Here is a 24,490-nt window from a genome sequence, read left to right on the forward strand (position 1 = left end):
TTTAACCGATGACGGACGGGTATTGTGTGGGCAACAATATAGAGGAGAACCCGAAGATGGCGTTCCATTAGTCGCTGTACATCGCCGTGGTGAACCATTGCAATTATTAACGGCAGAGCCAGAAGAGTGGCTTAGGTTTAACCATTACATTGCAAGTATTGCAGTATTGGGAGAGCACGTTGTAGCGACGTCCCCAAGAGGTAATTGTTATGGTGTTTGGAATTTAAAAACTACTCAGTTAGTTGAGATAGCTTCGCTAGCAGATGCTTCTGGCGTCGTGGTGAATAGTAATGGTAGTGATTTACCTCAATGGCATATAAGTTCAGGCACTGGCAAGGTGATTAATAGAACGGAAAAAGGAGAGGTCGTCAGTCACCAAACCAATGTAATGTGGGATAACCATTGGAGTCAAATTTAATAGCGGATTAACCTTAAAGGCCGACGAAGATATATCGACATTCCCCTAAAATAATAGCCGTGGTATTCTTAGTGTAATTAATTTAGGAAGAGAAAGTTATGAGTTTACAATATCAAGTTATTCCAGTGACTTCTTATGAGCAAAACTGTTCAATTGTGTGGTGTGACGAAACCATGAAAGGCGTTGTTATTGATCCAGGTGGTGATGTTAGCTTACTAATGCAAGCCATTGAAGTATTGAATGTAGACATCGTTAAGCTAGTCTTAACTCATGGTCACTTAGACCATGTGGGTGGAACTGAGTCTTTAGCTGCATTAACAGGATCACCAATCATTGGTCCTCATAAAGAAGATGATTTTTGGCTACAGAGTCTCCCAAATCAGAGCCAACGTTTTGGTTTTCCACATACTGATGCGTTTGAACCAACTCAATGGCTAAACGAAGGCGATACTGTTGAGTTTGGTAATCAAGTATTACATGTGCTGCATACTCCGGGCCATACACCAGGTCATGTCGTATTGTTTAACCAAGAAGCAGAGATGGCTTTTGTTGGTGATGTATTGTTTAAAGGAGCGATTGGTCGATCTGATTTCCCTAAAGGGGATTACGAGACACTTATTTCTTCAATTAAAACAAAATTGTGGCCTTTGGGTAATAACATGAAATTTGTACCAGGGCATGGCCCTGAATCTACATTTGGATATGAACGTAAAACAAACCCGTTTGTTGCGGATGAAATGCCTTTTTGGTAAGAAATTTGGCAAAAGTGCCGTACTTTTCGCCATACAGTGCCAGCATCCCTATAAATATTGCGCGTTTTTTGGTATAAAACGCGCTTCGCCAATTCCAATACAACTATTTGAGTTTCACTTTAGGAATTGACATCTTTTTTCCGCTATCATTTTGAGCGTATTTTGCTTAAAAAATAGACATAGCGCAACGGAGTTTAAGTTTCATGAAAATTGCTCACAAACGTAAAGTACAGTCTAAGTTGCATAAACGCATTAAAGCAACTGCACCAAAAACTGAAGTGAAAAAAGCAGCTAAGCCTGCAAAAGTAGCTAAACCAGTTGAGAAAAAAGTGGAAGCAGTAGTTGCAGCAGCGCCTAAAGCCGCAGTAGTAGCAACAGACATTGCTCTTACACCAAAGCAACAGACTGTATTTGATATTGTTTGCCAGAATCCTGAAGGTATCAATTCAAAAGAGATTGGCGTAGCAGCTGGTCAAGAAGAAGCAAAAGCGGCAGCATGGGCTACAGGTGGTTTGAAAAAGCTAGTTGAAGAAAACCTTGTTGTACGTGAACAACTTGCTGGTAATAAAGTAATTTACAAAGCAGCTTAATGTTTTAGTAAGTAGCTTTAAGATACAAAAAAGCCGAGATTGTCTCGGTTTTTTTGTATCTATATTTAGCTTAGCGAACATTGGTATAAAATCGGGTTAGGGTAAATTCAGATATAAAAAAAGACATCGCTTAGGATGTCTTTTTTTGACCGTCTATATGTTTAGAACTTTAATTTAACTTCAAGTCCAACAAATTGGTCTGTGTAAGGCATGCCTGCATCATAAGCAAATTGTGCAGCATCACCATTACTGAACCATGCATTGTACGCTAGGTTAACTTCTGTATCACCACCCCATGCATCTGTCACCCAATAGTGTATATGGCCTACAGGGTTTAAGAAGAATAGACTAAAGCTACCAAGTGCTTCAGAGCCCATTACTTCACCACCATTTTCGGTAATACTTAGTTCTTGTTGTAGCATTAACTCACCAACAACAGCACCAAAGAATGGAGTAACAAATAAATCTTGAATTGATGGCACTTCAGCGAATGCCTCTACGCCATACTCCCAAAAGAAGGTAGACATAGTCGTAGAGTATAAGAAAGATTCGAACTCGTTAAAGCCAGCATGACGAGCAGCAGTATAGTAAACACCGCCAAAGTAAGGGTGCATAACGTAATTTAAGAAATGTTCATCTTTATCCCAAACAGGACCTGCACTAACATTATCTTTCCATTTGCTACCAAGCCCTTTGAGACTTGAGTCTTCAGAATCCCATTTTGTAATGCTTTCTGGTAAAAATGTCATTAAACCTACTGTCGCAACACTTAAACCAAGAATGGTATAAGACTGCTCTAATAGATAATCCCAATCACGCTCATCAGATACGCGTAAGTAATGAGGCAGTGGAGTATCTGTAGAAAAAGCATCTGTTTCTGCTACTTTTGATGGTGTCGTATCATCGTCTAATCTCATTGGAGAAAAGTTAAAAGTGGCATTTGAACAATAGCTAGAATAAATGTTTGTAGAACAATCATTTTTATATTCCATGTTATAAGCGCTATTAGTATCGAGTGCGTACACGTGTGTTGACGCTGCACAACCTAAAAGCAAACTGGCTATTGCTTGTTTTTTCACAGAAAGTCCTTAATCAATTAAATACTGAGCTAGATCACAATTATCTACTATTAATTGAGAAAAGCAAAACATAAAAGTAAAAAAAGGCCTCTTTATTCCTCATTCGAAGAGATAAATAGGCCTTAAATACAGAGGTTTATAATATGTGCATTTAGTTCAATTGTTGTGGGTGAAACTTATTAAAGAGAACTGAATAACTGACTACCAATAATGATTAAGCCAAAAATTAAAACAATAACCAAAGCGGGGTTACCACCTGCCACAGTATACCCAGGTTCTTTGTGTGTTCTTCGTGCTGAAATAACCAGAGCCACAGGTAAAAATAGAGCCAATATCACAAGAGCTATTGCTGCGTAGCCTAGTGCAGTAATAAAACCTTGTGGGTAAAATAAAGCAAACATTAAAGGTGGAATGTAGGTTAATAAAGCAGTAATTACTGATGATTTCTGCCATTGTTTTGACGAATCTCTCAGAAATTCAAATAGACCCAAGCTGACTCCAATAAATGAAGTTAATAGTGCTAAATCAGCAAATAATGATAAAGCCAATTGAATAAACTGATGGTCAATTGATTGTTGAATAGTTGTAATAAATTGATTTAATCCGTTAATTTGCTCAAATTCAGATTGAGAAAGCTGACCTAAAGTAATGCCTTGCCAAAATAAATAGATAACCAAAGGAAGCGAAGAGCCAATGAGTAAACTTGTTTTGATTTTTTTGATATCTAAATCAAGGTAATTAACGATAGCTGGAATGCTTCCATGAAAGCCAAAAGACGTGAAAATTACAGGGAGCGCAGTAATAAATACACCTTGATGAACAGGAAGTGACATCAAGTATTCGCCAGTAATATTCGGAGTCAAGAAAAACAGAATTGATACCAGCATGATTAGCTTTAATGTAAATAAACCACGATTAATCACATCAACTGTTTTTGTTCCCAATGCGATAACAATGGCAACTATTACAGTGAAGAGAATAGTTGAACCAGTTTTAGATAATTCAAAAGGTGAGATGATATTAATTTTTGAATGGAATTGCTCGCTGCCACCGGCAATATAAGCCGCACATAACGCATAAAAAAGAAATAACATTGAAAAAGTAGCAATTCGTTGCCCATTTTTACCTAGAAATTGAAGAGCAAGACTATGTAATGTAGCACTTCGTTGTCCGTACTGATGGACTTCTAGCATCAACAAACTGGTGTAACTCATGATTGCCCATATTCCAATCATGAGTAGACTTGCTGTAAAGAAACCTAAACTAGCAGATACAAGAGGTAAAGCGAGCATTCCTGCACCAATAGTGGTTCCTGCGATAATTAGAGAGCTTCCGAGAACTTTTGTCTTCATTTATACATCTTCTATACTAAATCAGTTCAAGCTGAGTGCTTTTTTCAATGATGTAAATGTACGCCGTATCGAATTTAAATTCAATTATTTGTATAATTTAAATTACACCAAGTGTAAGTTATTATTTACATTGGTTTATGGCTAGAATATTCACTATAATTGAAAGTAGATGGGTTTTTTAAATCGCTTAATGTGATAAATTAGACATAATTATAGAAATATCAAAGAGGAAGAGTGCATGTTGCAAGTTGCAATGATTAGCACAGGTGAAGAAGTCTTACATGGGGATATTGTTGATACCAATGCTGCATGGATGTCTCAACTATTTTATCAACACGGTTTTAAATTATCGAACCGTTCTACTGTTGGCGATAATATTGAGGCGTTAGTTGCTGAAATTCAACATCAAGCGACGACTGCGTCTGTCGTTATTGTAAATGGTGGGTTAGGGCCAACGTCGGATGATATTTCTGGAGAAGCAGCAGCAAAGGTATTAAATACCCCACTTGTAATGTCTCAATATTGGTTAGATCGAATGCAAGCTCGATACTTAGAGCTAGGTAAAGAGATGCCACACAGTAATATTAAGCAGGCTATGCTTCCAGAAGGCGCTCAGCTTATTGATAACCCAGTAGGGACAGCTTGTGGTTTCTTTATTGAAGTAAATCAATCAATAGTGATATTTACTCCAGGTGTGCCGTCTGAATTTAAAGTTATGGTAGAGCATCAGATCTTGCCTCGCATGAAACAATGGCACCCAATGGTAGAAGCGTCTGAATGCAGCCGTTTGTTTACTTTTGGTTTATCTGAATCTGGTATTCAAGATAAATTGCAGCAAATCCGCTTACCTCATGGATTTGAAATTGGGTATCGTTCATCTTTGCCTTTTATTGAAGTAAAACTATTTGGTCCAGCAAATCATGATGAACGTTTTCCTGTATTAGAAAGAATGTATCATTTACTCGGTGATAATGTTGTTAGCGTTGATGAATCTATGCTTCCTAATGTCGGCGCACTATTAAGTGAGTTTTCACTAAACTTAACGGTTGCAGAACAAGCAACTGGTGGTTGGTTGACGAGTTGGCTACAAGAAGACGAGCAAATTCGTATCAATATGAAGCAAGGCTGGATTTTGTCTTCACTGGTTGATCAGCAAATGGCAGGACAAGACCCTTTGGCCGCCGCATTAGCATTAGCGGCAGCAACACGCGAAAGAACACAAACAGCAATTGGTCTTTCATCAGGTCCAATGATACAAGGTAAGGTTGCAGTGGCACTATCGACACCGTACGGGGAGTGGGGGCAACTGATCAGTCTTAAGCGTAATTATAGTTATAATGAAATGCGCTCAATTGTTTCAACGCTTATGCTTGATATGTTACGTCGATGTCTAGAAAAGAAACCGATGTTTGGTCACTATGAGTCATTAAATAGAGAATCTGAAATTTATGTACCGCAAAGTGCATTGTAATAAATATTGATTCTATTAAGAAAAGAAACGATCCAAGCGGATCGTTTTTTTATGCCTTTTTTTCGGACATTTGAAAATTAACCCCTTCAAGGACGAGGTCAGTTTCTGCCTTGCATACACAAGGTAAGATTTCATTAGGGGCTAAAAAAGCTAAAGGAAATGATTGGTAGCTGACTTCTCCTGAGGTAAGTGTGCAGCGACACGTTCCACAGTCACCATTGCGACAATGGGATTCAATTACCATTCCTTGATCTTCCATGACTTCTAACAGGGATTTATTGACTTGATTAGTTAAAGTGACAACCTGATTAATGTGTATTTTGAGCATATAATATCGAATTATTTAGATAAAATAGATAACAAAATAATAGCATAATAGGAGTAAAAAATAGGGGGCTTGTTGTAAAAAATTCAGTTTAACGCTAGGATCCCACAATCCTGCTCACTACGAAAAATGGTAACTCCAAGTTTTAGTATACCTTCGAGATTACACCCCTAAGACAACTAAGGATGCCCCTAGCATTACTCCCACAATGCCGATCCATTGCCTATTACTGACCGTTTCTTTTAACAAAATAGTAGAAAACAATGCTGAAAATAATGCTGACAGTCGCCTTATAACCGAAACAAACGCAACATTTCCCAAAGAAGAAGCCCAATAGAATGTAATTAGAGTCATAAAGTGAGCGAGAGAAGTTACTATATTCATTTGTATACCTTCAGTACTTAAATTCTCTTTTGTAAATATCAATATGTAAAAAGTCACCAGCACGAAAGAAGTACTAACTACCAAACAGGTCCATAGAATAGGACCCAAAGCTTGTGCACCATTCTTATGAAACATTGAGCTAATAGACCAACAAAAAGCCACACAAACCATGAGTAATGAACTTAGGTTTGATAGCATATTTTTTACATTAAATTTATAGCTATACATTACGAATACAATTGACAATATTACCCCAAACAGGCTCAAAAATGACGGAACCCCTCCATACCACCAGAAATTAATTCCCAGCTGAAAAACTGGTATAAAGCAAAGAATCGGAGCCGACTCTGAAACTTTACCTGCTTTAATAGCATAAGAGTAAGCCACGATAGCCAGGGAATCTAACAAAGAAGCAATGAGTAAAACTGTCAATAATTCAAACTCAAACCACTGAAATTCATTATAAATAATAATCAGCGACAGTGGTTGGATTATTAATAAAGTAAAGTAAGCTGATTTTAATCCAGTGACTTTGGAGGATTTAGTTGATATATCCCTTATGGATAAGAAAAATGCTGATAATACAGCTACAATTGCCCACACTACCGAGCCTCAAAATCGAGAGATTTTTGGTAGGAAGTATAAAAAGAATCAATATCAGAATGTGTCATGTCTGCTCTCAATGTAACTCTAATTGAAGCCTGCCCTCGAGGAACAACAGGAAAGAATACTGAAGACGTGAAAAATCCATCAGATAATAAAGATGAGCATACACGATTAGCTAAAGAGTCATCGTATAATCTTAGCAATCTAATTGGTATCACGTTTCCCTTTTCTTTTGTATTGAAAATCGAATCAAAATATGTAATTACGTCTTGTAGCTTTTGCTGTAGTTCTTGAAGTTCTCCAGATTCATGGATATCGAGTGACGCCATCCCAGCCCCAATCCCAGCAGAGTTTAAACTTTGGGACCAGTTGGAAGGACCACCATATCTATTAACTAGGTTTCTCATACTATTATTTGGTAGCATCGCTAAACCACCACTAGCTCCAAAAGCTTTACCTAAAGAAGAAACAATAATCGTTTTATTATTCATTTCACCTAAGTAACTTTTAACAAAGCCTTCTCCTTTGCTTCCAAAAGCAGATAGGGAGTGAGAATCATCTAGATACAAAAAAAGACCATACCTCTCTTGTAAATACATGAGGTCATCTATTTTAGTTACTCCTCCCATACTGTAGGCTCCGTCCGCGACATAGGCTACAAACTTCTCTCTCTTGCACAAATCTTCAAGTTGCTCCATATTATTATGACGAATAGTTACAATATCAGTTTCTGCAGAGCAAGCTGCCTTTGTGTGATTCATTGAATAATGTGAAAATTTATCGAAGGCTAAGACTGGGACTTGGTTATTGGTCATTACACCAGATGCAAGTAAAGGTAAAATTCCTGAGCTGGCAGAACTACAAGACAATGTAGCCAAAGCTTCACACCTAAAATGAGAAGATAACCTCTCTTCATAGTCATAAAGATATGATAACTTCAAGCGATTTCTAGAATTTGGTATTCTCAACACACCAACATTGTTAACTCCATCAATTGCGCCTTGAATGATCGATGGATGAAACTCTAAACCTAAGTAAGACGTTGTACAAAAATGAGAAAAAACATTGTTTGTATTCATACACTGATATTGATTAACACCAGAAACTGATGCGTTAATAGATGTTATACTATGTTGTAATGCTTCTTCCCAAGATTGTTCAGATAAATCAACTACTTTTTTATAATTTGTTTTGTGATGTTTAACTAAATCCACTGTTAAACTTCTCCCATAATTTGAGCTGGACAAGGTTCTAAGTACAAACTTAAAAAAGTGGCCCAGCTGCCAATCTGGGCCAAAAAAACTACTGTTTTATAGGGTGTCACCTTGCTAAAAGATTAAAATAGTAGCTTCATTCAAAGTTATTATGGTTGGAGTAAACCATAAAAAAAACTAGACATAGACAGAAAATAGGTTCTATTTTTACCTCGTTATGTTGTTAATCAATAAACATAATTTATTACTATATTGATCTTATTTCTACTGTGAAATCTAACAGGTTAATCTCGGATTTAAAGATGGGGTTGTTGCAAAAACTCAGTTTAACGCCAAGATCCCACAATCCTTCATATTATTTCGTAGCCAATGGGCTATTGGAAAGTGGAGCGACCTGTACCTACATGTCCTTCAGCTGAGTGGGGACAGTTATAGATTATAATCAAAGAGAAAATCAGGAATACTTGATGAAAGTAAAATAAGTGGACTAATATTCAAACGGTGATTTTTAAAAAGTGGGTCAGCTTTCATTTGGTATTGATAACTAAGGTTTTTCCGTTAGTATTTCCATTTGAGAGCCTTCATAGTAACAGTTTCTTCCGTTGTCTTTTGCCTTGTATAATGCTTTATCTGCTTGCTCTATAAGTTTATTAAGAGTTAAAGAACCTGATGGGTCGATAGCGTAGCTAATTCCTACGGATGCCGATATTACCTCTGAGCAGCATGAGTTCTTATGAGGGATCAGTAAGTGTTTAATTTCACTTAATAAGCATTCGATTTTGTTATGCATTTTATCTTGATCGATCTCAGAGATTAGAATGAAAAACTCATCACCACCGTAGCGATATACTCGTGTTTTTAAACAATGAAAATGCTTTTTGATGAGTTGACTTATCTTGATTAAAACTTCATCTCCAGCAATATGGCCATAGGTGTCGTTGTATTCTTTATAATGATCGATATCTAGCATGATCCCCGTATAATTTTGAGTCGATTGTCGCTTGAGTTGATTAAAATGTGACTCAAGAGAGTTACGATTCCAAAGTTGGGTTAGGTGATCTGTTTGTGATAAATGCAATAACTGTTGACGGTTGTATTGGTTCTCAAGTGCAATGGAAATATAGTTAATCAATTGAATAAACAGTTCAAAGTGAAATGCTTGGTATTGGTAGCTTTCTTTGGCTTGTACAGTAAAGCAAGCTTGTACTTTTCCATTAAACTTAATGGGAGAGAACATGACTGATTTACAAGTCACTCGTTTATCGCAGTTATCTCCTAGCATTATTACTTTTTGTTCTGAATTCATATGATTAAAATAAAATGAGGAATCACTTTTTATACAATAACTCATATAAGTCGCTTCAGTTTGGCAATGGGTTATATAAGGGTGTGTGACTGGTTGTTTGTCATCCATGTAGTGAATCGTTATATTGTCTTTTTCTTTATCATAAAAGCCTAATGCCAATGTATCTGTTTGGAATAACGCAGAAAGATCTTCTTGGATCTTAGGTAAGATACTTTGAATATCGGTATTATTATTAATATATTGACCAATTTTATTAATTAGCGCTAAGTTTTCAGACAACGATTTTACTGTACTAAGTTCAAGTTTAGCGATGTTAAGACGATAAAGCTGCTGTAGGTAGTCACTTTCTCTTTTAAGTAATTCTCGTCTAGAGTTCAGTAGAGAAGAGGTTAAGGTTTGATAATGTTTTTCTCTAATGTCTATTTCTTTAATATCTTTAATTCGAAGTAAGATAATGTCATTGAAACCATCAATTAACTTATCGCTCTCAATGGCTTTAGCAATATCTAGCCCTTGTTTAATATATTGATCAAGCATTGAGTATTTATCATAGCTGGTTAAAAATTGACAATATTCTAAAATCATTTCAGCATAATAATAATCGTGTTGGCTTACTTTCATTTTTTCAATTGAAAGTAGATGATATTTTTCAGCTTCTTCTATTTGCTCTAATCCATTCGAGATTTCAGCTTTGATTTTATAGTAAAAACCTAAAAAACGAGGCTCATTTTGGATATGATGAAAAAGGGAGTTGAGGATCGCTTGGGATTCAGTAAAACGACATTGTTTTGCTTTAATTTCTGCAATATTAAAGAGTGGTAAAGCGATAGATGACTTTGAGCCGTATTGCTCTAGTCGCTTTTTTGCTTCGTAAAGATAAGTAAGAGCTTCACTGAAATTACCAATTTGACGAAAAATATCACCAATATTATTTTTAATAAGCCCTGTTATATAACTATCGCAAAATTGCTGTGATTTTTCTGCTTTTGTTAAAAACTTATGGGCATAAAAATAATTACCAAGCATTCCATAAAGTGTGCCGATATTATAATTACAAAAGCAGATTAAAAATTCTTGTTTGTTTTGTTGAGCAAAAGTAATGGCATCAAAGAACAAACTGATGGATTCAATTAGCTTGCCTGAACGAGAAAGCAGATAAGCTTGAAGTATATAGTCAAATTGTGGAGGAACAATTTGATTTCGTTTCAACGCTTCAACTGTGATTGTATTCAGGTGAAGTTGAACTTGTTCCTTGGATGAAGCTGAGGGTAACTGGCGTACTTGCTCCAGTAAATAATCATTCCATAGATTCTTTGCCATAATTTACTTTTATAATTATTATGTTATTACAAGAAATTATTGCATATATGAATAATTATATGAAGTGATGTCTTATTTTTATCCCTATCAATAAGTCTAAATTGTGGATGAGGTCATAAATTGTAGGCATAAAAAAACCGAGCAACTAGGCTCGGCTTGTATTTTTAGATAAACTTAAAGCTCAAAATCGCCTAAATCATCTGCATCCATGTCGTTATCAATTTGCCCAACAAGATATGAACTAATTTCTGTTTCTTGAGGAGCAACCTGAACATTATCAGAGCTTAACCAAGAATTAATCCATGGAATAGGGTTTTGAGTTGCGCCTTCGTATGCACTATTAAGACCAACGGCTTTCATACGTAGGTTAGTGATGTATTCAACGTATTGACAAAGAATATCTTTATTTAAACCAATCATTGAGCCATCTTTAAATAAATAATTTGCCCATTCTTTTTCTTGTTCCGCTGCTGCTTTAAATAAATCAAAGCATTCTTGCTCACACTCTGCTGCAATTTCTACAAATTCAGGATCATCTTGACCCGTGCGAAGTAGGTTAACCATATGCTGAGTACTGGTTAAATGAAGGGCTTCATCACGAGCAATGAGTTTGATGATCTTTGCATTACCTTCCATTAATTTACGTTCTGCAAACGCAAAAGAACAAGCGAAGCTTACATAGAAACGAATCGCTTCTAGTGCATTAACGGACATTAAACAAAGATAAAGTTTTTTCTTTAATTCACGTTTTGACACGATAACTTCTTCGTCATTGATCGTATGAGTGCCTTCGCCTAGACGGTGGTAATCATTTGTTGCTTGGATCAAATTATCGTAATAGTGTGCAATGTCTTTTGCACGTTTTAGGATTTCTTCATTTTCAACGATGTCATCAAAAATTACTGAAGGATCATTAACAATATTTCGAACAATATGAGTGTATGAACGTGAGTGGATCGTTTCAGAGAAAGACCATGTTTCAATCCATGTTTCTAATTCAGGAATAGAAACCAAAGGCAGTAAAGCAACGTTTGGGCTTCGACCTTGGATTGAATCTAATAAAGTTTGGTATTTTAGGTTACTGATGAAGATATGTTGTTCATGCTCTGGCAGATTATTGTAATCAATGCGGTCACCAGAAACATCAACTTCTTCCGGACGCCAGAAGAACGAAAGTTGCTTTTCGATAAGTTTTTCAAAGATCTGAAATTTTTGTTGGTCATAACGAGCAACATTTACCGAGTTACCTAAGAACATAGGTTCTTTCAATTGATCATTTTTTTCTTGTCGGAAAGTACTGTACGCCATGGAAACCTCAATGTGATTAAAGCCAAAGAAATAGAGAAGGGCTTCTTTATTTAAAAATTATGCCGATAGATACCTATACGAATTTAGGCACATATTGGATTAATAATTATAGATATAGAGCTAAAAGATAAATAAGCCCGCGAATGAAAGCGGGCTTGATTTTAGAATGAAAACTTAGATCTTACAACCGCCGCCTGCACAATCGTCATCTTGTCCAAGATCACCTTGTGAGTCGCTAGCACCATCACGGGTGTTATGATAATAAAGAGTTTTAAGGCCTAGTTTATAAGCCGTTAATAGGTCTTTTAACAACAGTTTCATTGGCACTTTGCCATTTGGCTGAAGGTTTGGATCATAATTTGTATTTGCAGAGATAGCTTGGTCAACAAATTTCTGCATGATACCTACAAGTTGTAGATAACCATCGTTTGAACCGATGTTCCAAAGTAACTCATAGTTATCTTTTAGATTTACGTAATCAGGAACAACTTGCTTCAAGATGCCATCTTTAGATGCTTTTACTGACACAAAGCCACGTGGTGGTTCAATACCATTGGTTGCGTTAGAGATTTGAGAAGACGTTTCTGAAGGCATTAATGCAGACAGTGTTGAGTTACGTAGGCCGTGAGTTTTAATCTCTTGACGCAATGTTTCCCAATCTAGATGTAATTGCTCAGTACATACGTTATCGATGTCTTTCTTATAAGAGTCGATAGGTAAGATACCTTGCGCATAAGTTGTTTCATTGAACGCAGGACAAGCGCCTTGCTCTTTTGCTAAACCAACAGATGCTTTTAGAAGATAAAACTGAATTGCTTCAAACGTTTTATGTGTTAATCCGTTTGCACTGCCATCAGAATACTTCACGCCATTTTTCGCAAGGTAGTAAGCGTAGTTAATAACACCAACACCTAATGTACGGCGATTCATGGTTGATTTGTATGCAGCAGGAAGAGGGTAGTCTTGGTAATCAAGTAATGCATCAAGAGCACGAACTGCGAGCTCAGCTAATTCTTCAAGATCTTCAAGTTTTTCAATAGCACCTAAGTTAAATGCAGACAGTGTACAAAGTGCAATTTCACCTTCTTCATCATTAACGTGTGTTAGTGGTTTCGTTGGTAATGCAATTTCTAAACATAGATTAGATTGACGAACAGGAGCAACACTTGGGTCAAACGGACTGTGAGTATTACAGTGGTCGACGTTTTGAATGTAGATACGACCTGTAGATGCACGCTCTTGCATAAGCAAAGAGAATAGGTCAATCGCTTTTACTGTTTCACGCTTGATTGATGTATCTTGCTCATAAATGTCATATAGGCGTTCAAACTCTACTTGATCAGCAAAGAACGCATCGTATAGACCAGGTACATCAGATGGTGAGAATAAACTAATGTGGCCACCTTTAATTAGGCGAGTGTACATTAATTTGTTGATTTGTACCCCGTAGTCCATATGACGAACACGGTTTTCTTCAACACCACGGTTGTTTTTAAGAACCAGTAGAGATTCAACTTCGCGATGCCAAATAGGGTAGAATAAGGTCGCAGCACCACCACGAACACCACCCTGAGAACAACATTTTACCGCTGTTTGGAAGTATTTGTAGAATGGGATACAACCCGTATGGAAAGCTTCACCATCGCGAATTTCAGAGCCAAGAGCACGAATACGACCAGCATTGATGCCAATACCCGCACGTTGAGATACGTAACGTACAATAGAGCCAGCAGTTGCGTTAATTGAATCTAGGCTATCGTCACATTCAATAAGAACACAAGAGCTGAATTGACGAGTAGGAGTACGCACACCAGACATAATTGGTGTAGGTAGTGAAATTTTAAATGTAGATGTTGCGTCATAGAAGCGTTGAATATAATCAAGACGCGTATCTTTTGGATATTTTGCAAATAAACATGCAGCAACAAGGATATAAAGGAATTGTGCACTTTCGTAGATCGCGCCCGTTACACGGTTCTGAACGAAATATTTACCTTCAAGTTGTTTAACCGCAGCGTATGAAAAATCCATGTCACGACTGTGATCGATCATTTGATCCATCAGGTCGAATTCCGCCTCAGAATAATCTTCAGTAATGTGTTTATCGTATTTACCTAATTCGATTAGGTTGTGTACGTGATTAAACAGCCTTGGTGGCTCAAATTGACCATACGCTTTTTTACGAAGGTGGAAAACAGACAAACGAGCAGCAAGATATTGGTAATCTGGCGTTTCTTCAGAGATAAGATCGGCAGCTGCTTTAATGATAGTTTCATGAATATCTGATGTCTTCATACCATCATAAAATTGGATATGAGATTTCATTTCAACTTGAGATACTGAAACGTTATCTAGATCTTCTGCAGCCCAGGTGATCACTTTATGGATCTTTTCCAAATTGATCTTTTCTGTGGTGCCATTTCGCTTAGTAACGGTAAGCTGTTGGGTCATTTGCTACTTTTCCTTAGGATGAAGAACGAAAGATGTAATATTTGTAATTTTCGTTATTAATTTGTGATCAAGCTCATAGTGTTGAATTTGGAACTAAACACAACATGTAGGGCTTAATAAGTAATTGAGTACAAGATAGTGATAAATTGATAGGTAATCAAGTTAGAAAATGAGACAGCCCTGTGGATAACCTATGAATTAAAAAAAACAGTAAGTAGGCACTAACCGAGTGAGATTAGCTATATCAAGACATCAGAAATAACGTATTTCGTAATGGTGGAGAAGTAGACAGTAGAAAAAATATTTTTCTTGATTTTTGTGGTTTAGGTGGATCTCTAAGAATCAAAAAAAATTGCTGATTTGTTGCTCTAAATTTAGCATTAATGGAGCTTTAGTAAACAAGATAAGAATTGAAGTATTTTGAAATTAATTCACTCTTTATTTGTATTAAGAGCACAGATAAAGAGTGAAAATTATGATAGGCGATGATTAGGGATTATAAAGTAGTATGGACGATATAGTTAACATCCACATTTTTGCCTAATGAATAGACATCTGTTAATGGGTTGTAATGTAAGCCTGTAATGCCTTGCTCTTGTAATGCCGTTTGATCTAGCATCTTCAATAATTCAGAAGGGCGGATGAACTTATCGTGGTCATGGGTGCCTTTAGGTACCAGTTTAAGCAACTGTTCTGCACCAACAATAGCAAATAAGTAAGATTTGATATTACGATTCAATGTAGAGAAAAATACGTGTCCACCAGGTTTTACCATCTTTGCGCATGAGCGGATTACTGAAAGTGGGTCAGGAACGTGCTCTAACATTTCCATACAAGTAATTACGTCATATGTTTCAGAGTTCTCTTCGGCGTGTTGCTCTGCTGTTGATTGAATATACTCTAATGTAGCGCCCGTCTCTAAAGCATGTAAACGAGCAACAGTTAGAGGCTCTTTCCCCATATCTAATCCAATAACATCAGCACCTTGATTTGCCATGCTCTCAGCTAGAATGCCGCCACCACAGCCCACATCTAATACCTTTTTACCAAATAAGCCATTAGCGCTATCTAATACGTAGTTCAGACGTAATGGATTAATTTGGTGTAATGGTTTAAATTCACCTTCAAGATCCCACCAACGAGACGCCATATCTTCAAATTTTTTGATTTCTGCCGGATCGACATTTAACTGCTGAGTCATAGTAATTATTCCTTTTTTGTCTTCCCTTCATTATATACAGAAAAAAAACAGAAAGAGAGACTTTAAAATGGTGATTTTTTCGCCGCTTTTTATGAGGTTTTTCAAGAATATGATGCTCAGCTATGTGACTTGCTCCCGATTTCGTAGGATTCTTAAGCTTAAGAGCTGTTTTACGAATTAAAACGATGCGAAATAGAAGTGTTATGTGCTATATTTTGCAATCTTGCACGTTTATCAGTATCAATTACTTTGTCTTTATAGATAGTATGATTGATAAAGTAATTGATATTGATACGACAGAACTAATTGAGGGATATTGGCTCTATGAGCGATCTTGCTAAAGGGATCACGCCCGTAAATATTGAAGATGAGCTTCGAGGTTCATACCTAGACTATGCGATGTCAGTAATCGTTGGTCGTGCTCTTCCAGATGTGCGTGATGGTCTAAAACCTGTACACCGCCGTGTTTTATTTGCGATGGATGTATTAGGTAATGATTGGAATAAACCATATAAAAAATCTGCCCGTGTAGTCGGCGACGTAATTGGTAAATATCACCCACACGGTGATAGTGCTGTATACGACACGATAGTACGTATGGCGCAGCCGTTCTCACTACGCTACATGCTTGTTGATGGCCAAGGTAACTTTGGTTCTATCGATGGGGATTCAGCGGCGGCGATGCGTTATACCGAAGTTCGTATGTCGAAAATTGCTCACGAACTGTTGGCAGATTTAGACAAAGAAACCGTAGACTACGTTCCTAACTATGATGGTACAGAACAAATCCCTGCGGTATTACCAACTCGTGTACCTAACTTATTAGTTAATGGTGCATCAGGTATCGCTGTTGGTATGGCAACAAACATTCCACCTCATAACTTAACAGAAGTGGTTAATGGTTGCTTAGCATTTATCGAGAATGAAGATATCACTATCGATGAGCTAATAAACTACATTCCAGGTCCTGACTTTCCGACAGCTGCATTAATCAGCGGTCGTAAAGGCATCGTTGATGCATATAAAACAGGCCGTGGTAAAGTTTACATGCGTTCTAAAGCAAACATCGAAGCTGACAAGAATGGCAAAGAAACCATTATTGTTACTGAGATCCCTTATCAAGTAAACAAAGCCCGTGTAATTGAAAAGATTGCAGAGCTTGTTAAAGATAAGAAAGTAGAAGGCATTTCAGCACTGCGTGACGAATCTGATAAAGATGGTATGCGTATTGTTATTGAATGTAAGCGTGATGCAGTAGGTGAGGTGGTTCTTAATAACCTGTACTCATTAACTCAGCTTCAAACTACATTCGGCGTAAACATGGTTGCACTAGACAATGGCCAACCAAAACTGTTCAACTTGAAAGAAATGTTGAAGTGTTTTGTTGATCACCGTCGTGAAGTGGTAACTCGTCGTACTATTTTTGAATTACGCAAAGCGCGTGATCGTGCTCATATCCTTGAAGGTTTAGCACTAGCATTAGCAAACATTGATGAAATCATTGAGCTAATCAAAAATGCGCCGACTCCAGCAGAAGCTAAACTAGGCCTAGTCGCTCGCGGTTGGGATCTTGGCAACGTAGCTGACATGCTAGAGCGTGCAGGTACAGATGCAGCTCGTCCAGATTGGTTAGAGCCAGAGTTTGGTATCCGTGAAGGCAAATACTTCTTAACGGAACAACAAGCTCAAGCTATCCTAGAATTACGTCTACACCGTTTAACTGGTTTAGAACATGAAAAAATTCTAGATGAATACAAAGCTTTATTAGACGAAATCGCAGAGCTAATGCATATCCTTGCAAGCACTGAACGTCTAATGGAAGTTATCCGTGACGAATTAGTAGCCGTTCGTGATACTTATGGTGATGAGCGTCGTACTGAAATTGGTGCTGCAATTCACGATATCGACATGGAAGACTTAATCACACAAGAAGACGTAGTAGTAACGCTTTCTCGTGAAGGTTATGTTAAGTACCAAATCCTAGGTGATTACGAAGCTCAGCGTCGTGGTGGTAAAGGTAAGAGTGCAACGAAGATGAAGGACACCGATTATATCGAGCGTCTACTTGTTGCTAATACTCATGATAATATCCTTTGCTTCTCTACACGTGGTAAAGCATACAGCTTGAAAGTATTCCAACTTCCTCAAGCTAGCCGTACTGCTCGTGGTAAGCCTATCGTTAACATTCTTCCTTTAGAAGAAGGTGAGCGTATTACAGCGATTCTACCAGTATCTGAATACTCTGAAGATAAGTTTATCTTCATGGCAACAGGTGATGGTACGGTTAAGAAAACATCTCTAGATCAATTTGCTAAAGTACGTGCAAACGGCCTGATTGCAGTTAATCTACGTGAAGATGATTCATTGATCGGTGTTGATATCACTGATGGTTCAAATGAAATCATGCTGTTCTCTAAAGCTGGTAAAGTGGTTCGTTTCAACGAAGAACATGTTCGTGGAATGGGTCGTACTGCTTCGGGTGTTCGAGGTATGAAGCTAACTGGTGAAGATCAGGTTGTTTCGTTAATTGTTCCTTCAAATGAAGGTGACATTTTAACAGTGACAGAAAATGGTTACGGTAAACGTACTAAACTTTCTGAGTACCCTACGAAGAGTCGTGCAACACAAGGTGTTGTATCTATCAAAGTTTCTGAGCGTAACGGCAGCGTTGTTGGTGCAGTTCAAACTGAAGATGGTGATGAGTTCATGATGATTACTGATGCAGGTACGCTAGTTCGTACTCGCGTATCAGAAGTAAGCCAAGTGGGTCGTAATACCCAAGGTGTTACGCTGATCCGTACTGCTGAAGATGAAAATGTAGTTGGCCTACAACGCATTGATGAACCAGAAGAACTTGAAATCCTTGAAGGTGAAGAGGGTGAGATCACAGAAGCGGCAGTAACTACTGAAGCTGGTGATATGCCTCAAGCTGAATCTGATGAAGATATCACAGAAGAGTAATATTTTACTGTAATGTATTTAAAAAGCCCGCTTAGAAATAAGCGGGCTTTTTTATGTTCGGTATTAAGGACAAATAATGACTGCTTACGTTATATAGATATTATCATGAGATAGACTTCAATCTTAATTAAGCGAGTAATTAAAAGATATCAAATTTACCCCTTTCGGAATATAAATTAGTGATGACAACAAATTTTTCTTTTCCACACGCTATGCAGATAGGTTTTCCGAACCAAGCGGCATAACATTCGCAGCATGTGTAATGATTATTTATAAGTGGGGATGTTTTTTTTTCGGAAAGGGGATCTCTTAGTGTAGATCGCCTGGATTGTTCTTGCTCTTTGATATCGATTGTTGATTTCATTCTAGCCAGCTTTAGTAATGTTATGAAGCTCATCGCATTCATAATCGTTATAGGTATATGTTAAGTATCGTATGATATTTATCGTAAAACAATAGCGCAGATCGTGATTTATCTTGATTTATTCACAAAAAAAAGGAGCAATATGCTCCTTTTTGTAAATAACTTTATGTTTTATAAGATTAACTGTTATAAGCCACTTTCAATGCAGTAAATCTTTCAACAAGATCATCAATTGCCGCTTGATCATAAGCCTTTAAGCCCGTAGCAATCATACGTTTAGTGCCGTGACCCACTTCTTCACCATTTTCGGTGAATTTAAAGTTTAATTTAACAAGGCCACGTTTACCTTCGATATCCATAGTTGCTCCCGTAAATTCAACACTTGGTGTTGAAATATCTAGACGGGTAAACTCTACATCCATACTTTCATAAATGACTAAAGGACGTTGGCAATTAATCATTAATTGCTTTTCTTCCATTAATGGAACCATGATGTGAGGGAAGTTCATGCCAGAGAATTGAACGTATTGTTTTACTACGTGCTCGATAAACTCAGGGTTTAAATTTTTCTCACCGCTACGGCTAACGTGCAAGTACTCTTTATCGTTTTCGTCTGATAATGAATATTCACCCTCTTCAAGGTGATTGATATGCAGAGCTGTCCCGCCAGCTACCATTCCGGCAAAGTCAAAATGCATTTTGTTACTAATGCCCGTTTTAGATAGTAAAACGGCAAACAATAAATCACCAGGAACACAGAAACGTTTTGAGTCTACGTTATGAATAGGATTGAAATCACCAGCTACTTTTTTTGCAAAATCACTTGCTTGCTGACGGGTGAATTCGAATGAATTATCTGTTTCCGAAAAATATTGATTTAACTGCATAATATATTTGGTAAAAACCTAGCTAATGAAATAACAGCGTAAGTATACCCAATCTCTTATCGTCAAATGGTCTATCCAGTCATAATAAACGTAAAAACAATCGGTTAAACGTTTCAAATTGTAGATAAATTGACAATTACTTCACGTTTTAGTCGTTATAATTATCAGAAATAATACCTAAATGCAGTGATTGCTTAAATAAAGGGCACCAATGAAATCATTAGTAAAAATAGGAATAGCAGGTTCATTTATTTTTATGAATTCTTTTGCTTGTGCAGAAGAAAAAAAATCAGGAGATATGGCTGCTGATATTGGTGCTGTAGGAATTCCAATCATTGCAGGTTCAATTGCTTTATATAAAGAAGACTATGATGGTTTTTGGATGTTTGCTAAAGGCGCAACCTATACGTTAGCAGCAACACAAGCATTAAAATATACAGTAAGAGAAGAGAGACCAAACGGTGAGGATGATTTAAGTTTTCCTTCAGGGCATTCATCTGCAGCATTTCAAGGGGCGTCTTATTTACAGTTTCGCTACGGTTGGGAGTACGGTCTTCCTGCTTACCTCGGTGCAGGGTTAGTTGGATATTCACGAGTAGAGAATGATCATCATTACTGGCGAGACGTTATTGCAGGTGCAGTATTAGCAACAACGATTCAATATTTGGTGACTGATAAGTATATAGACTCAAATCAAGTGATGATTGTGCCTGTAATTAATCAAGATCAGGTTGGAATAGCAGCATCTTTCTCATTTTGATTGGCAAAGGGACAACAAGCGAGTAAAATCGGCTCCCTTTTATCGATGCTAGGTGTACAACATGTTTATTGGATTTGACTACGGAACCGCCAACTGCTCAGTGGCGACCATCCAAAATAATCAAGCGAAGCTATTAAAGCTAGAAGGGGATAGCACCTTTATTCCTTCAGCGTTATGTGCGCCTACACGTGAAGCTGTTTCTGAGTATCTATTCCGTATTTGGGGTGTACAACCAAGTACAGATATTAATGAACGTTTACTTCATACCGCTATTTCATTTAACCGTGAAGAAGATATTGATGTCGATGCTGAGTCGATGACATTTGGCCAAGCAGCACTGAATACTTACATTGATGATCCTGAAGATGTTTATTACGTTAAATCACCAAAGTCCTTCCTAGGGGTTTCTGGTCTGCGTGATGTTCAAGTTAGCTTGTTCGAAGATCTTGTTACTGCGATGATGAAGAACATCAAAAACAAAGCAGAGCAAGAGCTACAACAAGATATCACCTCCACAGTTATCGGTCGTCCTGTAAACTTTCAAGGTGCAGCGAGTGATGAAGCAAATAGTCAAGCGATTTCAATATTATCTCGTGCGGCCATACGTGTTGGCTTTAAGAATATTGAATTTCAATTTGAACCCGTTGCTGCTGGCCTAGATTACGAACAAACACTAAATGAAGACAAAACAGTTCTTATTGTCGATATTGGCGGTGGTACAACAGACTGTTCAATGATCCAAATGGGACCGTCATGGAGAGAGCATCATGATCGTACCAAAGGGATCTTATCTCACAGTGGTTCTCGTATTGGCGGTAATGATTTAGATATCCATTTAGCACATCGTCAATTAATGCCATTATTGGGTTCTCAAAGCCGTACACATAAAGGCCTTGAGTTACCAATGACACAGTTCTGGAACCCAATTGCAATTAATAATATTGTTGCTCAATTAGATTTCTTTGGTTTTGGTAACCGTAAACACCTTTTACAGATGATGAACGATACTCAAGAGCCTGAAAAATTAGCGCGTTTAATTAAGCTTTATGATGAGAAATTAAGCTATAAATTATTGCGAGATGCAGAACAAACAAAAATCGCGTTATCAGAACACCTAGAGCATGCGATTAATTTAAGTTATTTAGATGAAGGTTTATCGTTATCTCTTAATCAGTCAGATTTAGCAGAAGCGATTGCAAAGCCACAAGACAACATCAATAAGTTAGTAAAAGAAGCGATTCAGCAAGCTGGTCGAACGCCAGACATTATTTATGTTACAGGTGGTTCAGCTCGTTCACCAATTTTACGAGCAGCCTTACAGCAACAATTACCAAACATTGAAATTGTTGGGGGGAATTACTTTGGTTCGGTAACTGCTGGCCTAGCGCATTGGGCTAACTACTGTTTTGGTCAATAACACCATTTTTATCAATAGTTAATTTTCGAGCTGCACTGTCGCAGCTCGAATTATATTAGGAAAATACAATGAAAGTAGCACCGACAGCCATGACATTTTTTGAACGTTTTGAAGCCGATATTTTGTCAGGTAAAAAAGTAATCACCATTCGTGATGAATCTGAAAAAGATTACGTGGTAGGAACAGAAGTCGAAGTGAGTACCTATGAAGATAATCGTCGTTTTTGTCGCCTAGCAATTGATGCTGTTGACCCAATTAATTTTGACGATCTTAATCAGTATCATGCAGAACAAGAAAACATGACTTTAGAAGAGCTTAAAAACATCATTGAAGAGATCTATCCAAATAAAGGTCAGCTGTACGTTATTTCGTACCATTTAGTATAAGAGAGTAAAGGTAAGTAATGGAACTATTATCTATTGACTTTTTAGGGCAGCCACTTCGTTTAGAAGGTTCAATGGCTGGTTGGCAGCAAGTGTTTTGGGGTAATACTTTAGTTGCTCAGCACGTGGCATCAGCTGATCATAATGATAATTACCACCATGAGTTTCAATTAACTCGAGGTGATAAAGAGATAACTTGTCAGTTAGAAGCCAAAGTAACTTGGCAACCGTTTCTTATTGAATATCGTGCCACCGTTGATGGAGAGTTAGTTTCAGAAGGCAGTCGTAACGAAAAAGACATTGAGAAACAAGTGCCACATACACCGATTAAAGCTGAGCGAAAATTTAGTTTAATAGGTCTTGTTTCGCTAGGCATGAAAGCGCTAAAAAGTGCAAAATTGATCAAAGTGGTATTGGCATCTGCCAGTATTGCTGCATATTCCTGGTTATTCTCTATTGAATTTGCATTATCACTTATTGCCTGTCTTGTGTTTCATGAGTACGGTCATATTCGAGCAATGAAATACTTTGGCATGAAAACGAAAGGTATTTATTTAATTCCATTTTTAGGCGGTTTAGCCCTTAGTGATGAGAAAATAAACACCCGTTGGCAAGATGTTGTTATCTCTATTATGGGACCATTCTTTGGCTTGCTCCTCTCTTTAATATTGATGGTTGTTTATTGGATTACTGGCGAAATGTTTTTTGCTGGTCTTGCCGTTTTTAATGCTTTTTTGAATTTGTTTAACTTACTTCCAATACTCCCTTTAGATGGTGGTCATGTTCTGAAGAGTATTAGCTTTTCAATGAACAGTAAATTAGGTATTACATTATGTGCGTTGGCTGCAATTGGCGGTGTTATATTGAGTTACCAATTAGGACTCGCACTTTTTGGTTTCTTACTTATTATGGGAAGTCTTGAAATCGTATTTGAGTGGCGCGCTCGTCATCATAGCCATTTATTGCCATTAGATAAGTATGGACAGCTTGTATCGACTGCATGGTATGTAGGGTTAGTAAGTTCACTTATTGGGATTATCTGGTACTTTGCTAGCAGTGGTGATGCTTTATTACAATTACCCATGCAAATTTTAGGTACCTAATCTAAAAGATTGAGACTAAGTTTTTAGTTGCAAGTAGCCTCGGACAGAATTGAATAAAAAAAGCATATAAAAGGACGAAAGGATGTTTAAAAAATTAAAAGCCTCGTTAGGTATAGGTGCCGCAAAGGTAGATACCATTTTAGAAAATCCAGAGTTATTTCAAGGTGACACCCTAATAGGGACTGTTCATATCCAAGGTGGCGATGTTGAGCAGAAAATTGATGCAATTCACTTAAAACTCAATACAGAAGTTAAAGTAGAAAACGATAACGGTACTAGTTATCAAACATTGACTCTGTTTCATACTCAAGCAGTAAATCCTTTTGTTATCCAAGCAGGGGAGAAGCAGGAAATGCGATTCACAATTAAGCTGCCTGATGAAACTCCGATCACAGCATTGAATGTTCGTAATAATCATTGTGATGTTTGGGTTGAGACCGTACTAGATATTGATTTTGCAATTGATCCAACGGATCGTGATTTACTGATTGTTAAACCAATGACCGTTGCTGCAACAATCATTCATCAAATAGAACAAGCAGGCTTTAGTATGGTGAAAGCAGATGTAGAGCAGGGCTACCTTAATGGTGGTCACTTTAAATCTCATTCAGGCGGTTACCAAGAGATTGAATTTAGAAGTAATGGATTCATTAATAAAAAAGAGATTGAACTGTCATTTATTCTCGATGGTCAAGTTCTTCATTGTTTAGCTGAGGTTGATCGTTCAATGGGCTTTAATCGCGGTGACCAATATGTGTCGTTTTCACTAAATACTAATGCATCAAGTGCAGAGATTCATAATGCAGTGCAAAAGATATTACGTGTATAGCTAACGTTT

General features: G+C 37.3%; 20 protein-coding genes. 10 read left to right on the plus strand and 10 right to left on the minus strand.

Annotated features, from left to right (window positions below):
* From BTO22_RS05435 to BTO22_RS05445, 3 genes are all read left to right on the plus strand, one after another.
* A partial coding sequence (locus BTO22_RS05435; RefSeq protein ID WP_146107530.1) for a DUF1513 domain-containing protein occupies positions 1 to 418 on the plus strand: 418 nt, incomplete at its 5' end.
* Positions 419 to 516: 98 nt separating this feature from the next.
* The gene (locus BTO22_RS05440) at positions 517 to 1,170 is read left to right on the plus strand and encodes an MBL fold metallo-hydrolase (RefSeq protein WP_105054603.1); all 654 of its coding nucleotides are present in this window, start codon (positions 517 to 519) and stop codon (positions 1,168 to 1,170) included.
* A 203-nt stretch (positions 1,171 to 1,373) separates the two neighbouring features.
* A complete protein-coding gene (locus BTO22_RS05445) occupies positions 1,374 to 1,760 on the plus strand; it encodes a hypothetical protein (RefSeq protein WP_060990824.1) in 387 nt (128 codons plus the stop codon).
* A 161-nt stretch (positions 1,761 to 1,921) separates the two neighbouring features.
* Here the strand turns inward: BTO22_RS05445 and BTO22_RS05450 are convergent, their stop codons facing one another.
* Both BTO22_RS05450 and BTO22_RS05455 read right to left on the minus strand, forming a co-directional pair.
* Complete coding sequence (locus BTO22_RS05450; RefSeq protein ID WP_105054604.1) at positions 1,922 to 2,839, minus strand: DUF3943 domain-containing protein; 918 nt, start codon at positions 2,837 to 2,839, stop codon at positions 1,922 to 1,924.
* A gap of 179 nt (positions 2,840 to 3,018) precedes the next feature.
* Positions 3,019 to 4,191 carry an aromatic amino acid transport family protein gene (locus tag BTO22_RS05455; RefSeq protein WP_105054605.1) on the minus strand — a complete coding sequence of 391 codons (1,173 nt, stop codon included), beginning with the start codon at positions 4,189 to 4,191 and terminating at the stop codon, positions 3,019 to 3,021.
* A 238-nt stretch (positions 4,192 to 4,429) separates the two neighbouring features.
* On the opposite strand from BTO22_RS05455, the gene BTO22_RS05460 reads away from it, so the two are divergent.
* Complete coding sequence (locus BTO22_RS05460) at positions 4,430 to 5,662, plus strand: CinA family nicotinamide mononucleotide deamidase-related protein (protein ID WP_105054606.1); 1,233 nt, start codon at positions 4,430 to 4,432, stop codon at positions 5,660 to 5,662.
* Between the two features lie 49 nt (positions 5,663 to 5,711).
* Here the strand turns inward: BTO22_RS05460 and yfaE are convergent, their stop codons facing one another.
* From yfaE to ubiG, 7 genes are all read right to left on the minus strand, one after another.
* Positions 5,712 to 5,990, minus strand: coding sequence for a class I ribonucleotide reductase maintenance protein YfaE (gene yfaE, locus BTO22_RS05465; RefSeq protein WP_105054607.1), 279 nt, complete (start codon positions 5,988 to 5,990; stop codon positions 5,712 to 5,714).
* A 159-nt stretch (positions 5,991 to 6,149) separates the two neighbouring features.
* The gene (locus tag BTO22_RS05470; protein WP_105054608.1) at positions 6,150 to 6,974 is read right to left on the minus strand and encodes an EamA family transporter; all 825 of its coding nucleotides are present in this window, start codon (positions 6,972 to 6,974) and stop codon (positions 6,150 to 6,152) included.
* On the minus strand, positions 6,974 to 8,191 hold the full coding sequence (locus BTO22_RS05475; RefSeq protein WP_105054609.1) for an aminotransferase class I/II-fold pyridoxal phosphate-dependent enzyme: 1,218 nt from the start codon (positions 8,189 to 8,191) through the stop codon (positions 6,974 to 6,976). The genes BTO22_RS05470 and BTO22_RS05475 overlap by 1 nt, the downstream gene beginning before the upstream one ends.
* Positions 8,192 to 8,735: 544 nt before the next feature.
* Complete coding sequence (locus BTO22_RS05480) at positions 8,736 to 10,817, minus strand: sensor domain-containing diguanylate cyclase (RefSeq protein ID WP_105054610.1); 2,082 nt, start codon at positions 10,815 to 10,817, stop codon at positions 8,736 to 8,738.
* Between the two features lie 174 nt (positions 10,818 to 10,991).
* Positions 10,992 to 12,125, minus strand: coding sequence for a class Ia ribonucleoside-diphosphate reductase subunit beta (nrdB, locus tag BTO22_RS05485; protein ID WP_105054611.1), 1,134 nt, complete (start codon positions 12,123 to 12,125; stop codon positions 10,992 to 10,994).
* Positions 12,126 to 12,299: 174 nt separating this feature from the next.
* Positions 12,300 to 14,576, minus strand: coding sequence for a class 1a ribonucleoside-diphosphate reductase subunit alpha (nrdA, locus tag BTO22_RS05490; protein WP_105054612.1), 2,277 nt, complete (start codon positions 14,574 to 14,576; stop codon positions 12,300 to 12,302).
* Between the two features lie 496 nt (positions 14,577 to 15,072).
* Positions 15,073 to 15,777 carry a bifunctional 2-polyprenyl-6-hydroxyphenol methylase/3-demethylubiquinol 3-O-methyltransferase UbiG gene (gene ubiG, locus BTO22_RS05495; RefSeq protein ID WP_105054613.1) on the minus strand — a complete coding sequence of 235 codons (705 nt, stop codon included), beginning with the start codon at positions 15,775 to 15,777 and terminating at the stop codon, positions 15,073 to 15,075.
* Positions 15,778 to 16,101: 324 nt separating this feature from the next.
* Between ubiG and gyrA the strand changes: the two genes are divergently transcribed.
* A complete protein-coding gene (gyrA, locus tag BTO22_RS05500; protein WP_105054614.1) occupies positions 16,102 to 18,738 on the plus strand; it encodes a DNA topoisomerase (ATP-hydrolyzing) subunit A in 2,637 nt (878 codons plus the stop codon).
* A gap of 543 nt (positions 18,739 to 19,281) precedes the next feature.
* Here the strand turns inward: gyrA and BTO22_RS05510 are convergent.
* Positions 19,282 to 19,989 carry a DUF3581 domain-containing protein gene (locus BTO22_RS05510; protein ID WP_105054615.1) on the minus strand — a complete coding sequence of 236 codons (708 nt, stop codon included), beginning with the start codon at positions 19,987 to 19,989 and terminating at the stop codon, positions 19,282 to 19,284.
* A gap of 211 nt (positions 19,990 to 20,200) precedes the next feature.
* On the opposite strand from BTO22_RS05510, the gene BTO22_RS05515 reads away from it, so the two are divergent.
* From BTO22_RS05515 to BTO22_RS05535, 5 genes are all read left to right on the plus strand, one after another.
* On the plus strand, positions 20,201 to 20,749 hold the full coding sequence (locus tag BTO22_RS05515) for a phosphatase PAP2 family protein (protein WP_105054616.1): 549 nt from the start codon (positions 20,201 to 20,203) through the stop codon (positions 20,747 to 20,749).
* A 61-nt stretch (positions 20,750 to 20,810) separates the two neighbouring features.
* Positions 20,811 to 22,166 (plus strand): molecular chaperone, encoded by a 1,356-nt coding sequence (gene yegD / locus BTO22_RS05520; protein ID WP_105054617.1) that lies wholly within the window; start codon positions 20,811 to 20,813, stop codon positions 22,164 to 22,166.
* A 68-nt stretch (positions 22,167 to 22,234) separates the two neighbouring features.
* Positions 22,235 to 22,552: a N(4)-acetylcytidine aminohydrolase gene (gene yqfB, locus BTO22_RS05525; RefSeq protein ID WP_105054618.1), complete on the plus strand. Its 318-nt coding sequence runs from the start codon at positions 22,235 to 22,237 to the stop codon at positions 22,550 to 22,552.
* 17 nt (positions 22,553 to 22,569) lie between these two features.
* A complete protein-coding gene (locus BTO22_RS05530) occupies positions 22,570 to 23,652 on the plus strand; it encodes a site-2 protease family protein (RefSeq protein WP_105054619.1) in 1,083 nt (360 codons plus the stop codon).
* A gap of 82 nt (positions 23,653 to 23,734) precedes the next feature.
* A complete protein-coding gene (locus BTO22_RS05535) occupies positions 23,735 to 24,481 on the plus strand; it encodes a sporulation protein (RefSeq protein WP_105054620.1) in 747 nt (248 codons plus the stop codon).
* Positions 24,482 to 24,490 lie beyond the last annotated feature (9 nt).

It is taken from the genome of Aliivibrio sifiae (assembly GCF_002954705.1).
Lineage (GTDB): Bacteria > Pseudomonadota > Gammaproteobacteria > Enterobacterales > Vibrionaceae > Aliivibrio > Aliivibrio sifiae_A.